This window comes from Bradyrhizobium diazoefficiens USDA 110 (assembly GCF_000011365.1).
Classification (GTDB): Bacteria; Pseudomonadota; Alphaproteobacteria; order Rhizobiales; family Xanthobacteraceae; genus Bradyrhizobium; species Bradyrhizobium diazoefficiens.
Map to the genome: position 1 here is coordinate 6,655,393 of NC_004463.1, position 14,433 is coordinate 6,669,825.

The window sequence follows — 14,433 nt, forward strand, 5'->3', positions numbered from 1 at the left end:
ATCCGGGCTACAATATCCTTCGCGGCCTCCGGCATCGTCCTGGTTTTCGCCAGGACGACATCGAACCTCACCGCCCCGTCCAGACCGGCTTGCGCTTCTCGCTGAACGCCTTCAGGCCCTCTTTCGCATCCTCGGTCATCGCCAGCAGCGCGATCTGGCTTTCGGTGTAGGCGATGCTCTCGTCGAACGACATCGAGGCGATGGCGCGCATGGCGTACTTGCCGCGGCGGATCGCGGTCGGGGATTTGTCGACGATGCGGCCGATCAGCCAGTCGACCTTGGCATCCAGCTCGGCCGCGGGCACGACATAGTTGAGCAGGCCCGCTGCCTGCGCCGCCTTCGCGTCGAACGGCTCGCCGGTCAGCGCCCATTCATTGACGAGGCGCGGCGGGGCGATGCTCTGCAACAGGCTCAGGACCTGCATCGGGAACACGCCGACCTTCACCTCCGGCAGGCCGAAGATGACGTGATCGGCCGCAACCGCCATGTCGGTCATGCACAACAGCCCCATCCCGCCGGCCATGCAGACGCCGCCGACCCGCGCAATCGCCGGCTTGGTGGCGTTCTGTGACAAACGTAACAGATCGGCATAGTCGACATTTGGTTTGGAATGATCCATCGCGAAAGCCGCGCCGGAATTCTGCAGATCGGCGCCGGCGCAGAACGCCTTGTCGCCCGCGCCCGTCAGCACGATGACGCGGACGTCCTTGTCGTCATGCGCGTCGCGGTAGCCTTTGGTGATGCCGGCGATGACGGCGCCGTTCAGCGCGTTGCGTTTCTCCGGCCGGTTGATGGTGATCCAGAACGCCTGCCCGCGCTTCTCGGTGATGACGGCCGTCGTATCGGTCATGGCACGCTTCCTTGCTCCCGTTTGCCGCCATTTGCGGCAGCTCGGGCGCGAGGCGCAAGCGCAATCTGCGGCCCGACACCGCTTTAGCGCCTCGACACAAATGCGAGGCAATCGCCATGCGCGCTCAGGCGACCGCTTTTCTGATCCAGACCTTGTTGTCGTGGAATGCGGCGCCGCCGATCGGCGCCACGGCCTCGGCGCCGGTCAGCATGTTGATGCCGCGGCCGCCGACGTGATTCTTGTTCGGATGAACGGACTCCGCGATCAGGACGCCGCGCCGCACGCCCTCGAACAGCGTCGCAATCAGCGTGGTCTCGCCGCGGGTGTTGCCGAGCGTCACGGCGCCGCCGTCGGCGATATCGAGGGGGGCTGCATCCAGCGGGTGGATCATCACGCTCGCCTTGCCCTCGCGCGCCTGCGAGGACGGCGTCTCGTTGAAGGTGGTGTTGAGGAAGCTGCGCGAGGGACTGGTCGCAAGCCGGAACGGATGGGCCTGGTCGGCGTGCTCGATCACCGCCCAATGGTCGGGCAGCGACGGCATCTTGTCGACATCGCCCATCGTCTGGCCGAACGGCGGATGCGCCCAGTCCGCCCTGAAATGGAATTTCCCGTCGGCATGGGCAAAGCCGTCGAGGAAATGCGCGGTGCGGAAGTCGGGTTGCAGATCGCGCCAGATGTCGGCTTCGAGCCCGGCGATGTCGCCGTGGTTGCTGAGCTTCAGCGTTGCGTCGATCAGCTCGCGCGACGTCATCTCGAAGCCCTGATGCCTGGCGCCAAGCCGCGGTGCCAGCGCCTGCAACACCTGGTGGTTGGAGCGGCATTCGCCGGGCGGGTCGATCAGCTTGGGTCCAACCGAGATGTGTTGATGGCCGCCGCCGTAATAGAGGTCGTCGTGCTCCATGAACATGGTCGCCGGCAGCACGATGTCGGCCATCAGCGCTGTCTCGGTCATGAACTGCTCGTGCACCGCGACGAACAGATCCTCGCGCGCAAACCCCTGGGCCACCAGCGCCTGCTCCGGCGCCACCGTCATCGGATTGGTGTTCTGGATCAGCATCGCCTTGACCGGGCCCTTGCCGAGCAGGGCCTCGGCGTCGCCGGTGAGGATGCGGCCGATCTTCGACTGGTCGAGCGCGCGCGTGGTCCGGTCGATCGCGTCGTGGCCCTCGATGATGGCTTCGTTGAAGTGCCACAGCGCGTAATTGTTGAAGAAGGCGCCGCCGCCCTCATACTGCCAGGCCCCGGTCACTGCGGGGATGCAATTCGCCGCATGCATCTGCGTGGCGCCATTGCGGCTGCGCGTAAAGCCGTAGCCATAGCGGAAGAAGGTGCGTTTGGTCTCGCCGACGGCCTTCGCAAAAGCCTCGATCTCGGCGACCGGGACGCCGCAGATGGCGGAGGCCCATTCCGGCGTGCGCGCCTTCAGATGCGCCTCGAGCTCGGCAGGGCAATCGGTGTACTTGTCCATGTAGGTGCGGTCGGCATAGCCGTCGCGGAACAGGACGTGCATGACGCCGCAGGCGAAGGCGCCGTCGGTGCCGGGACGCAGGATGATCTTGATATCAGCCTGCTTCATGGTCTCGTTATCGTAGATGTCGACGGCTGCAATCTTGGCGCCGCGCTCCTTGCGTGCCCGCGCGGCGTGCGTCATCACGTTGACCTGGGTGTTGACCGGATTGGTGCCCCAGATCACGACGAGGTCGGAGAGCGCCATCTCGCGCGGATCGACGCCGGCGATCTTGCCGGTGCCGATCGCATATCCGATCCGTGCGACATTGGCGCAGATCGTCTGATAGAAGCGCGAATATTTCTTCACATGCGTGAGGCGATTGAGACCGTCGCGCATCACCAGCCCCATCGTGCCGGCGTAGTAGTAGGGCCAGACCGATTCCGCGCCGAACTCGCGCTCGGCTAGGTTGAACCGATGTCCGATCTCGTCCAGCGCCTCGTCCCAGGAGATGCGCGCGAACTGCCCGGAGCCCTTCGGCCCGGTGCGGCGCATCGGATACATCACCCGTTCGGGGTGATGGATACGCTCGGCATAGCGGGCGACCTTGGCGCAGACGACGCCGGCCGTATAGGTCTGCTTCTTCGAACCGCGGACGCGGCCGATGCTGCGGCCTTCGACCACCTCGACATCGAGGGCGCAGGCTGAGGGGCAATCGTGCGGACAGGTCGAATGGCGGATTTCGATCTTGGCGTGCTGGTTCATGTCCCAGTTCGTAACACCAAAATACCGGCCGGCCGAGAGCATTTATCCGGCAACGCCCATGCGATTTGCTCAAACCGCACGCGCGGCCGGTTCCTGCCGAAAGCACGAAATCCGGCCCGGCCACACCGAAAGCCGCCCGATATTCCCGGCGCGATCGACGTTGTGAGGCGTCGACAGTCCGCGTTCCCTGCCGCTACAGTGCGCCCAACAAGAACGATATCAGGGAGGTGGGCGTGACGGCCCGACAATTCATGCTGGCGCTGGCCGCCGGCCTGCTCGGCGTAGCCGCCGCAGCTCCCTCATTGGCGCAGGATTATCCCACGCACGCGGTCCGAATCGTCGTGCCCTTCGGCGCCGGCGGGCCGGCCGACGTCGCGGCCCGGCTGATCGGCAACGCGCTCCAGGAGAGTTTTGGCCAGCCCTTCGTGGTCGAGAACCGCACCGGCGCGGGGGGCGTCATCGGCACCGTCGAAGCGGCGAAGTCGCCGGCCGACGGCTACACGCTGTTGATGATGTCCAACACCCAGACCGCGAATGAATCGCTGCTGACGCCGGAGCAACGCAAATATGAGCTGATGCGCGACCTCGCGCCGATCGCGCCGGTGAACTATTCCGATCTCGTCATCGTGGTGAACCCGCAGGTTCCAGCCAAGACGCTGCAAGAGTTCATCACGCTCGCCAAATCGCAACCGGGGAAGCTGAACTACGCCTCCTCCGGCCAGGGCACGCCCTATCACATGGCTGGCGAGCTGTTCAAAGCGATGGCGGGCATCAACGTCGTCCACGTGCCCTACCGCAACAGCGGCGAGGCGCGCAGCGGCGTGATCGGCGGACAGGTGCAGATGATGATCGACGCCGTGCCGGCGATGGCGCCGAACATCGCCGAGAACCAGGTCCGCGCGCTCGCCACCACCGGCAAGCAGCGTTCAGCGGTGCTGCCGAACGTGCCGACCGCGGGCGAGGCCGGCACAGCAGGCTATGAGGCCACGATCTGGCTGGGCCTGATGGCGCCGGCCGGCACGCCGAAGCCAGTCATCGACAAGCTCAACGCCGCCGTGAACGCGATGGTGAAACGTCCGGACATCGTCAAGCTCTGGACCGCGCAGGGTGCCGTGCCCATGTCGATGACGCCGGAGGAATTCGACAAGTTCCTGCGCGGCGACATCGAGAAATGGGCCGATGTCGTCAAGAAGTTCGACAAGTCCTGAGGCCGTAGAACGACCATGCCGATTCAATTCCAGCTCAACGGCACGGCGACGGCTGTGGACGCTGATCCAGATCAGAGGCTGCTCGATGTTCTGCGCGGCCGCCTCGGCGTTACCGGTCCGCATTTTGGCTGTGGTGCCAATGAGTGCGGGGCCTGTTACGTCATGGTGGACGGCCGCGCGATGGCCTCCTGCGACATGCCGATGTGGTCGGTTGCCGGCAAAGACGTCGTCACGATCGAAGGCCTCGGCACGACGGAGCAGCCACACGCCTTGCAACGCGCCTTCATCTCCGAACAGGCGATGCAATGCGGCTATTGTGTTTCGGGAATCCTGATCAGTGCGGCGGCCCTGCTGAAGCGCAATCCGTCGCCGACGGAGGCTGAGGTCAGAACGGCGCTTGACCGCAACCTGTGCCGCTGCGGATCGCATAACCGCATGGTCCGCGCCGTGCTGCGCGCGGCCTCGGAGATGGCCACCCCATGACGCCCCCTGCCCCGAAACTGCCGGTCAGCCTCGTGACCAGTCCAAGACTGTCGTCCTGGGTGCGGTTCACCGGCGACGGCCGCGTCGCGATCTCGCCCGGCAAGGTCGAGATCGGCCAGGGCATCGTCACGGCGCTGGCCCAGATCGCCGCGGACGAGCTCGACGTCGATATCGGCCGAATCGAAATGATCCGCGCCTCGACCGCAACCAGCCCGAACGAAGGCGTCACCTCGGGCAGCCTTTCGATCCAGCAATCCGGCCGCGCGCTGCGACACGTTTGCGCCGAAGTGCGCCAGATCTTCCTCGCCGCAGCGTCGGAGCGGCTCGGCGTCGATGCCTCGCGGCTCGATGTCGATGACGGCACGATCTCAGGTCCCGGCAATGTCAGGACCAGCTATTGGGAGCTGGCGGGCGACGTCTCGCTCGACCAGGATGCCACTGCTGGCGCGACTGCGAAGGCCGCCGCCACGCGTGCCGTAGCAGGACATTCGATCCAGCGCGTGGACATTCCCGACAAGGTGTTCGCACGGCCGCGCTTCATCCACGACCATGCGCTGCCGGAACTGTTGCACGGCCGCGTGCTGCGGCCGGACATCTCGGGCGCCAAATTGACCGCGCTCGACGAAACAGCCGTGCGCACCGTTCCGGGCCTCGTCGCGATCGCTCGCGACGGCAGTTTCGCCGGCGTGGTCGCCGACAGCGAGGTGGCGGCGGAATCCGCGCTGAATGCCCTGCGCAAGGGCGCGACATGGTCGGCCGGCGAACCGCTGCCCGACGAAAACGATCTGGCGGGCTTCCTGAAGAGCCAACCGGTCGAGACGACCACCATCGACACCAGATCGGCCGCGTCGCCACAGAAGGCCGCGCGCACTCTCCGCCGGCAATACACCCGCCCCTATATCGCGCATGCCTCGATCGCGCCGTCCTGTGCGATGGCGCGGTGGGAGGGCGATCGTGTCCACGTCTGGACCCACAGCCAGGGCGTCTATCTGCTGCGCGCCGATCTCGCGATCGTGCTCAGGCTGCCGGCAGAAAACATCGTCGTCGAGCACATGGAGGGCGCCGGCTGCTACGGGCACAATGCGGCCGACGACGTCGCGCTCGATGCCGTGCTGCTGGCGAAAGCGGTCGACGGCCGTCCGGTCCGGGTGCAGTGGTCGCGCCACGACGAGATGTCCCACGCGCCGTTCGGCGCGGCCATGGCCATCGAGATCGAGGCCGATCTCGATGCGGACAACGAGATCGTCGGCTGGCGCCATGCGATCTGGAGCAACGGCCACGCGGCGCGGCCGGGACGCGCGGCACAGCCGGCGCTGCTCGCGGCAACCGAGATCGCAAATCCCTATCCGCGCATGATCTCGACGAACCCGCCGGCGGCCAATGGCGGCGGCGGCGACCGCAATTCCGTTCCGCTCTATGACCTCCCGGCCTGGACGATCACGAGCCACCGCCTGCTGACCATGCCGGTGCGCACCTCGGCGCTGCGGACCCTGGGCGGGCAAGGCAACGTGTTCGCGATCGAATCCCTGCTCGACGAGATCGCCGCCCTGCGCGGCGAAGATCCGGTCGCGTTTCGTCTGCGCCATCTGCGCGATGAGCGCGCGAAGGACGTCATTCGCGCCGCAGCCCGACGCGCGCAGTGGAAGCCGCAGAAGCGAACCGGTATCGGCCACGGCGTCGGTTTTGCGCGCTACAAGAACACGGGCGCCTATTGCGCCGCGATTGCCGAGATCGAAGGCACCGACGATATCCGCGTGAGGCGGCTGACGCTGGCGGTCGATGTCGGCGAAGCCATCAACCCCGACGGCGTGATCAACCAGATCGAAGGCGGCGCGATCCAGGCGACGAGCTGGGTGTTGAAGGAGCGCGTCCGCTTCGACCGCATACGCATCACATCGACATCGTGGACCGACTATCCGATCCTGACCTCCAGCGAGGCGCCGGCGGTGGATGTCGAGATCATCCAGCGGCCGGAGATCGAGCCGGTCGGCGCCGGCGAAGCCGCACACGGCCCGGTGACGGCGGCGATCGCGAACGCGGTCCACGATTGCCTCGGCGTGCGCGTGCGCGACCTGCCGATCACGCGCGACAAGATCATCGCAGCCATGGAGCTTGCATCGTGACGACAGTGAATATTCTGAGCGGCGGCGCGGCGCAAGGCCTGGTGCGCGGCCTCAGCGAGGCCTTCAAGACGCAGACCGGGTTCGGCATCGACGGCGAGTTCGGTGCGGTCGGTATCATGGCCGACAAGCTGCGTGCGAGCACGCCGGCCGATCTCGTCATATTAACGCAGGCGTTGCTCGCGAAACTTGCCGAGGAGAAGCTCGTCGTCCCCTCCTCGATCGCAGATGTCGGCAGAGTTGAAACCGCGCTGGCGGTCCGCAACCGCGATCCCAAGGTGGCCGTGAAGACTGAAGCCGACCTGCGCGAGGTCCTGCGTGCCGCAGACGCCATCTATGTGCCCGACACCAGGGCTTCGACCGCGGGCCAGCACGTCGCAAAGATCCTGGATCAGCTCGGCATCGCCTACGAGGTCGCATCGCGCCTCAAGATATTCCCCAACGGCGCGACCGCGATGCGGGAGCTTGCGACATCCACCGCGCAAAGACCGCTCGGTTGCACCCAGGCGACCGAGATCATCGCGACCGACGGCATTGTGCTGTCGGGATCGCTGCCGCCGGGCTGCGAACTGATGACGATGTACACGGCCGGCGTGACCACGCAGGCCGCACATCCGAAGGAAACCGCCGCGCTGATCGCTTTGCTGACAGGCGCGGATCGAAAGGAGCTGCGCGAGCGCGCGGGCTTTGCTGGCTAGGGCGGGCGAGCACTCATAAACTTGCGCTGCACTTCGTATGAGGTCCGCTCTGCCTCTGATAGCGGCGCGTTGGCGCACCTCACCTCAGGTCCGAGATGGGCCAACAAGCGACATCGCACATTTTGTTCGACCTGAGGAGCCGCCATCGGCCCTAGCAGCGCAATAGCGGACATCGCTGGAGGTCGCAGAAGGCACATCAACGGAATCGAGTGCGCATTCTGCAAATCACAGCTACGTCGTCGCCAGCACCATCCGACCACCCACTCAATGTCCGCTCAGCACCAGCGTCTGGACCGGTAGCACCAGCGCCTGGATGCGCAGCAGCATGGCGTGCACGATGCCGGTAGCGTCGACAGCGTGCAGGGCAAAGCGCTTAAGCGTGCCCGTCTGCTTGTCCTCAATCCTATCGTGATTGCTGGTGTAGGCATTGGCGACACAGCTGCTGCCGGGCGTCACGCCCTCCAGCCCGCCCTTGTAGATCGGCTCCATGAAGACGAGAATGGTGCCTGGACGCGCAACCTGCTGCGCCTCAATCAGTTGTTCGCCGCCCCTGAATTGGCCCGCCGCGATGTAGTCCTGCACGCTGGTCACCACCATGGGAATGATCGTCCATGGCTTGGAGATGCAGGTGGCCTCGGCAACCATTCCGACCTTCAAAACCTGAGCCTCGATCTGCCCAAATCCGGCCATTAAAGCACGCCGTCCGGCGCCCTCCGGAATCAGCACACCGGCCGTGCGCATATTTGGAGTGACGATATCGCCCGGCTTCAGTCCGAACTGCTCGACCCGTCCGTCAACGCCGGCGCGAATGAAAGTTTTGTCCAGATCGACCTGGGCTTCGGCCAATGCTGCCTCAGCGCTTGCCTTCTCCGCCGGTAGCAGATCGTTCAACCGCGTCGAGGCGGATTGCTTGGAGGCGGTCGCGGCGTCGAGGGAGCCCTGACGACCTGCAACCGCCACACCAAGCTTTTCGATGTCGCGCTGCGGAACGATTCCAGGGTTGCGCTTCTGCAATTCAGTTTTGGTATCAAGTTCGTCCTGCGCTTGCTGCAGCGAGCCTTTTGCCTCCTGAAGCTGGCCTTCCGCCTTCATCACATCGGCCTGCGCCGACAGCATAGCGGCATCGACTTCGGCCACCTTGCGCTTGGCTCTCAGAAGCGAAGCTTCCTGCTTGGCGCTGTCGAGCCTGAAAATCACGTCGCCTTGCTTGACGTCCGCACTGACATCGACGTGAACCTCGGCAACCCGGCCGTTGACTTCCGTCATGATCGGGACGGTCCGATAGAACATCGTCGCCGACGAGGTCGATGGATGAAAATAGAAGATCATTGTGATCAGCGACACCGTCAGCATCAGACAGGCGACGATGCCAAACCGCAGTTCGAACCAGACTGAATAGAGCGTGATTTCACGCCCTATGCGCTTTCCCTGCCGATAGCGACGATAGAGATAGTCCGGAAGGATGGTGAAGGTGGCGCAGAGGAGGAGTTCAAGCATTGCCCGGCGTCCCCCGCTTCAGATCGCGTTCAATCCTGCTCTTGATCTCGTCGACGGCGGCACTGGTCTTCATCACATCTGACGTATTGGCTGCATGAGGGGCAGCGTGGCTCGGCGCGTCGGTAGCGTCCGGCTCTAGTGCAACGCCGGCCATTTTTTCGACTGCTCGAGCGATCTTCCGGAGCGGCGTGCTGAAGTCTGGTAGATCGATCATAGCGAGGAACAGGCCGATTACCCAGAATAGGTGGTTGTGCGTGAACAGCGCCAAAAGCCCCAGCATAGCCACGATTTCAAACTGAAACTTCTGCGACTTATGGGCCATCCGCTCCGGCATCGTGTGCAGGTGCAAATAGAAATTGCCGACCAAAAGAACGGCCCCGATCAAGATAATGCCGACAACCAACATGAGGATATCGGTGTCGTCTGGAGCAGTGATGAAGCCTGGAAGATGATGAGGTGCAGCCGAATGCAGGTCGCTCACGTCCACTCCCCCAAATAACCGGGTGGCACTGTGTTAAAACAGGGCTTGCGGCTTACATACTCGCACAATGACGACACTTGGCAAGCTTTGCTTGCAGCAGCGCCATAACAACCTCCAAAGGTCGCTCGGCGCCACCGACGACGCTCGCAGCAGCAATCCACGCCTTCTATATGTAACCATCCGATCGGTCTGTTAGGACGGAGATCCGCCGTGAGACAGCGGTGCCGTTCGGACGCCGCTGCGTACGAGGTCGCGGCCACTCCAGGAAGGGCGAAGCCCAAAGACCTCATCCTGGACCTCTCGCCGCGCTACACGGCCACACAGTAAACTGGAGTACGTTGCGCGGGCTGCGAATGTCTATGTACGCAATCGCACCGCGAATCTATTGCTGGACGTTCTCCGGAAAGACTATAGCCTGAGCAAAACGACGAGGAGGCTTGGCATGTTCACCTTCCGAACCTCGATCACACTGGCGGTGATGACGTTTGTCGTCGCGCTCGCTGGGCTGCTGATAGCCATACAAGCCCGCTCGCTGCGCGCGGCGACACATGAAGCCGCGTCGGCATTCATGGACTCCGCCAGCACCAAGTCGTTGGGCCGTCTGCAGGGCGAACTGAATGCCATCGCGTCGCTGGTGAATGTGTTGGCGACCAGTTCGAGCGTAGCCGATTCCAATGAAAGGTCGGAGACCGGCCGGGCCATCCCCCTGTTCAAAGCGGCGCTGCAGGAAATGCCGCAGATGGACAGCATCTATGCTGGCTTCGACAATGGCGCATGGCTGCAGGTGAGGCGCACCAGCAGTCTCAGCGAAGACCAGCGCGACCGGCTGCGGGCGCCGGCGAGCGCCGAATTTGCGATCAGCTTGATTCGTCCGACGCCAGCTGGCGATCTGCCGATGCGCCGTGTCTTTCAGGACCGTCAGGGCAACGAGGTCGGCGAAATCGACCTGTGGAACTACGGATACGACGGCCGCAAGCGGTCCTGGTACTGGCAAACGCTGCGGTCGGACCGGCCATATGTTTCGGCACCCTATCTGTCGTTCAGCATCGACGCGCCGGTGATCACCGTCAGCGCCCCGTTGCGGGGCAAGGTGCCGGGCGTTCTCGCAGCCGATCTCAAGCTCGATACCTTCAGTGCATTCGTCCAGGCGCAACGGCCGGGCCAGAATGGCACGGTCATGATATTCGACCAAGCCGGCTCGCTCATCGCGCATCCCGAATTTACGGGACTTGTCGAAAGCGCGATGACGCATCCTTCGCAATCGCAGTTGCCCAGCATCGACGAGATCAATTCCGGAATGGTGGCCTCCGTTGTTCGACGGTCGCATAACCGCGACCACAACGAGGGCCTCATCCGCGATGAGGACGGACAGGGCTACCTGTTCAGATTGACGAAGTTCACACTTGGCGAAGGATACAACGGCAGCATCCTGCTGCTGGCTGCCGAGGATGACTTCGTTCAGAATGTTCGACGGCTCCAGTTTACCGGATTGATCCTCGCGATCATCGTCGGTGCGGCCTTTGTGCCGCTGGTCTGGATGTTCGGCAGCACAATGTCGCACTCCCTGAAACGCATCACGGCGCAGGCTGGCCAGCTTCAGACGCTGGCTGAACCCAGCCTCGCGCCGGTAACCTCGTATATTCGCGAGATTCACGAGCTGGGCAGCACCGTCAATCTGGCGCAGCGGGCGATATGGTCGTTCGCACATTTCGTCCCCAAGGAGATCGTCCGCGGCCTCATCGACAATTCCATCTCCACCACGCTCGGCGGCGTCAAACAGGAGATCACGCTGGTCTTCACCGATGTTCAGGGCTTTACGACGATTGCGGAAGCAGCCGATCCCGATGGGTTGATGCGGCAGACATCGCGGTATTTCTCCGTGATGACGGACGCATTCCTCACCGAGGGCGGCACGGTCGACAAGTTCATCGGCGACGCTGTCATGGTGTTCTGGAATGCCCCCCATCCACAACCCGACCATGTCGCCCGTGCGTGCCGGGCGACGCTTGCGGCCAAAGCAGCGGGCGAACGGCTCAATGCCGAATTCGCGGCTGAAGGCCTGACGCCTTTCGTCACAAGGTTCGGCATTCATGTCGGGGAAGCCGTCGTCGGCAATGTAGGATCGTCCGAGCGCATGAATTACACCGCTCTCGGAAACACGGTTAATCTTGCCGCACGGCTGGAAGGCCTGAACAAGCAGGTCGGGACAACCGTCCTCGCAAGCGAGGACGTATACTTGCGCGTTCGCGATCAATTCGAATTCAAGGCCTTCGATGCGGTCATTGCCAAGGGCATGACAAAAGAAACCCGCATTTTCGAACTCGTCGGAGCTTCGGCATGAGGTGGATTTGTTCCTTGCGCGGGTTCTTTGCCGTGCCGCTCATTCTTTTTGCTTCGATGGCTCATGGCGCCGAAGACACCATTAAGGTCGGCATTCTGCACTCCCTGTCCGGGACCATGGCCAACAGCGAATCCGCGCTGAAGGACACGGTTCTGATGATGATTGCGGACCAGAACAAGAAGGGCGGGTTGCTCGGCAGAAAACTGGAGCCGGTCGTCGCCGACCCCGCTTCGGACTGGGACGCATTCACCGACAAGGCGCGCGAGTTGCTCGCGAACGAAAAGGTCGCGGTCGTGTTCGGTTGCTGGACCTCAACATCCAGAAAAGCCGTCATTCCGGTGTTCGAGCGACTGAACGGCCTGCTTTTCTATCCGGTTCAGCACGAAGGTGAGGAAAGCTCGCGGAACGTCTTCTACACCGGCGCGGCGCCGAGCCAGCAGGCGATTCCGGCCGTTCGCTACTTGATGAGCAAGGAGGGAGGCGGTATTCGCCGCTGGGTCCTCCTCGGAACCGAAAGCGACTATCCGCGCATGACCAACCGGATCCTCGGCGCATACCTCGCCGCGGAAGGCGTGAATGCCGAGGACGTCACCACGATCTATGCGCCGCTTGGCCATTCGGACTGGCGCGAGATCGTCGAGAAGATCAAGGTCCTTGGCTCACAGGGTAAAAAGACCGCCGTGATTTCAACCATCAGCGGAGATGCTAACGGCCATCTGTACAACGAATTGGCGGCCCAGCAGGTTGAGGCCCGCAAGATTCCTGTCATGGGGCTCTCCGTTACAGCACGAGAATTGCGAGGTGTAGACGTCAGCCGGCTTGTTGGGCACATGGCGGCGCGGAGCTACTTCCAGTCGGTCACGACGCCGGAGAACGACGCATTCGTCAAGATGTGGACCGACTTCAACGAGCAGCGCGACAACATCACGAACGATCCGATGGAGGCGACCTTCATCGGCTTCCGGATGTGGGCGCAGGCCGTCACTCAGGCAGGTACATCAGACGCGAATGCGGTCCGTCAGGCTATGTACGGTCAGAGGATCAAGGCGCCGAGCGGTTTTGAGGTGGTGATGAATACCAATCATCATCTTTCCAAGCCCGCGATGATCGGCAAGCTCAATCCGGATGGCAGGTTCGACGTGGTCTGGCGCTCGATCAACCCGATCAAGGCTTCGGTCTGGAGCCGCTACATTCCAGAGAGCGCAAAGCTTACCGCCGACTGGACATTTCCGTGGGTATGCGGCGGGTGCGCCGAGCCGACATTCAAGGAATGGTGAACCAGATTGGTGCGGCCTGGAGTCCGCTAATGGGATGGTCCGGCCGTGCTCCTGCCCCGCCAGCGATAAGCTGGCCAGGGGCGCCAAGACAAGGAGCACGCCATGTCCCAGACACCCAGTACTGCGATCGCCGTGATCGGCATCGATATCGGCAAAAACTCGTTCCACGTCGTGGGCCACGATACGCGCGGCGCCATCGTGCTGCGGCAAAAGTGGTCGCGTGGCCAGGTGGAGGCGCGGCTCGCCAATATGCAGCCTTGCCTGATCGGCATGGAAGCCTGCGTCGGCGCACATCATTTGAGCCGCAAACTCGCATCGCTAGGTCACGATGCCAGGTTGATGCCGGCCAAATATGTCCGCCCTTATAGCAAAGGACCGAAGAACGACTTCAATGATGCCGAAGCGATTGCCGAAGCCGTGCAACGCCCGACGATGAAGTTCGTGGCGACCAAGACCGCGGAGCAACTGGATCTGCAGGCGCTGCATCGGGTGCGCGAGCGGCTGGTGTCGCAACGCACCGGCATCATCAACCAGATTCGCGCCTTCATGCTGGAACGCGGGATCGCGGTGCGCCAGGGTATCGGCTTCCTGCGCACAGAACTGCCCACCATCCTTGCCACGCGCACCGATGCCCTGTCGCCACGCATGTTGCGTGTCATCGAGGAGTTGGCAGGCGACTGGCGCCGGCTGGATCAGCGCATCGATAGCCTCTCCGGCGAGATCGAAGCACTGGCCCGTCAAGATCAGGCATGTTCGCGCCTGATGACGGTGCCTGGCATCGGGCCGATCATTTCGAGCGCCATGGTAGCCGCGATCGGCACTGGAGACGTCTTCTCCAAAGGCCGTGACTTCGGCGCCTGGCTCGGACTGGTGCCCAAGCAGATCTCGACGGGAGACCGCACGATCCTCGGCAAAATCTCAAGGCGCGGCAATCGCTACCTGCGCGTTCTGTTCGTGCAGGCGGCATGGGTGGTGCTGGTCAGGATCAAGAACTGGGAACGTTACGGACTCAGATCCTGGATCGAAGCCGCCAAGAAGCGATTGCACCACAACGTGCTAGCGATCGCACTCGCCAACAAGCTTGCCCGCATCGCCTGGGCGGTGCTGGCTAAAGGACGCGCCTTCGAGCTGACAAGGACCAACGATGCAGACGTCCAATCCGCTTGATCGTCGCGCCGTGCTCGGGGCGGTCAAGGCGCGGCCTGGCAACGCCGGAGCCAGCCGCAAGCAAAGCGCAACGGCCGGCCTTGACCGCCCGTGCGCGCG

At 63.4% G+C, this 14,433-nt stretch carries 11 protein-coding genes; 7 read left to right on the plus strand and 4 right to left on the minus strand.

The genetic code is table 11. From position 1 onward, the window contains the following. Positions 1-67: 67 nt before the first annotated feature. Positions 68-850 (minus strand): enoyl-CoA hydratase/isomerase family protein, encoded by a 783-nt coding sequence (locus BJA_RS30585; protein ID WP_011088784.1) that lies wholly within the window; start codon positions 848-850, stop codon positions 68-70. Positions 851-974: 124 nt separating this feature from the next. Further along, entirely contained in the window at positions 975-3,062 is a 2,088-nt protein-coding gene (locus tag BJA_RS30590; protein ID WP_011088785.1) for a molybdopterin-dependent oxidoreductase, read from the minus strand. Between the two features lie 251 nt (positions 3,063-3,313). Here BJA_RS30590 and BJA_RS30595 point away from each other — a divergent pair, with 251 nt between their 5' ends. The 4 genes from BJA_RS30595 to BJA_RS30610 are packed head-to-tail and all read left to right on the plus strand — an operon-like array spanning position 3,314 to position 7,571. Next, positions 3,314-4,270: a tripartite tricarboxylate transporter substrate binding protein gene (locus BJA_RS30595; RefSeq protein ID WP_178372821.1), complete on the plus strand. Its 957-nt coding sequence runs from the start codon at positions 3,314-3,316 to the stop codon at positions 4,268-4,270. 15 nt (positions 4,271-4,285) lie between these two features. Beyond that, a complete protein-coding gene (locus BJA_RS30600; RefSeq protein ID WP_011088787.1) occupies positions 4,286-4,753 on the plus strand; it encodes a (2Fe-2S)-binding protein in 468 nt (155 codons plus the stop codon). Further along, the gene (locus BJA_RS30605) at positions 4,750-6,876 is read left to right on the plus strand and encodes a xanthine dehydrogenase family protein molybdopterin-binding subunit (protein ID WP_011088788.1); all 2,127 of its coding nucleotides are present in this window, start codon (positions 4,750-4,752) and stop codon (positions 6,874-6,876) included. Before BJA_RS30600 ends, BJA_RS30605 begins: the two co-directional genes overlap by 4 nt. Then, on the plus strand, positions 6,873-7,571 hold the full coding sequence (locus tag BJA_RS30610; protein WP_011088789.1) for a molybdate ABC transporter substrate-binding protein: 699 nt from the start codon (positions 6,873-6,875) through the stop codon (positions 7,569-7,571). Before BJA_RS30605 ends, BJA_RS30610 begins: the two co-directional genes overlap by 4 nt. Positions 7,572-7,835: 264 nt before the next feature. Here the strand turns inward: BJA_RS30610 and BJA_RS30615 are convergent, their stop codons facing one another. Both BJA_RS30615 and BJA_RS30620 read right to left on the minus strand, forming a co-directional pair. Further along, on the minus strand, positions 7,836-9,068 hold the full coding sequence (locus BJA_RS30615; RefSeq protein ID WP_011088791.1) for an HlyD family secretion protein: 1,233 nt from the start codon (positions 9,066-9,068) through the stop codon (positions 7,836-7,838). Continuing rightward, positions 9,061-9,555 carry a hypothetical protein gene (locus BJA_RS30620; protein ID WP_011088792.1) on the minus strand — a complete coding sequence of 165 codons (495 nt, stop codon included), beginning with the start codon at positions 9,553-9,555 and terminating at the stop codon, positions 9,061-9,063. Before BJA_RS30620 ends, BJA_RS30615 begins: the two co-directional genes overlap by 8 nt. Positions 9,556-9,991: 436 nt before the next feature. Between BJA_RS30620 and BJA_RS30625 the strand changes: the two genes are divergently transcribed. The 3 genes from BJA_RS30625 (at position 9,992) to BJA_RS30635 (ending at position 14,334) form a co-directional block, all read left to right on the plus strand. Further along, a complete protein-coding gene (locus BJA_RS30625; RefSeq protein ID WP_011088793.1) occupies positions 9,992-11,890 on the plus strand; it encodes an adenylate/guanylate cyclase domain-containing protein in 1,899 nt (632 codons plus the stop codon). Beyond that, positions 11,887-13,167, plus strand: coding sequence for an ABC transporter substrate-binding protein (locus tag BJA_RS30630; protein ID WP_011088794.1), 1,281 nt, complete (start codon positions 11,887-11,889; stop codon positions 13,165-13,167). Before BJA_RS30625 ends, BJA_RS30630 begins: the two co-directional genes overlap by 4 nt. 102 nt (positions 13,168-13,269) lie before the next feature. Beyond that, positions 13,270-14,334, plus strand: a complete 1,065-nt coding sequence (locus BJA_RS30635) for an IS110 family transposase (RefSeq protein WP_011088795.1) — start codon at positions 13,270-13,272, stop codon at positions 14,332-14,334. Positions 14,335-14,433: the final 99 nt, after the last annotated feature.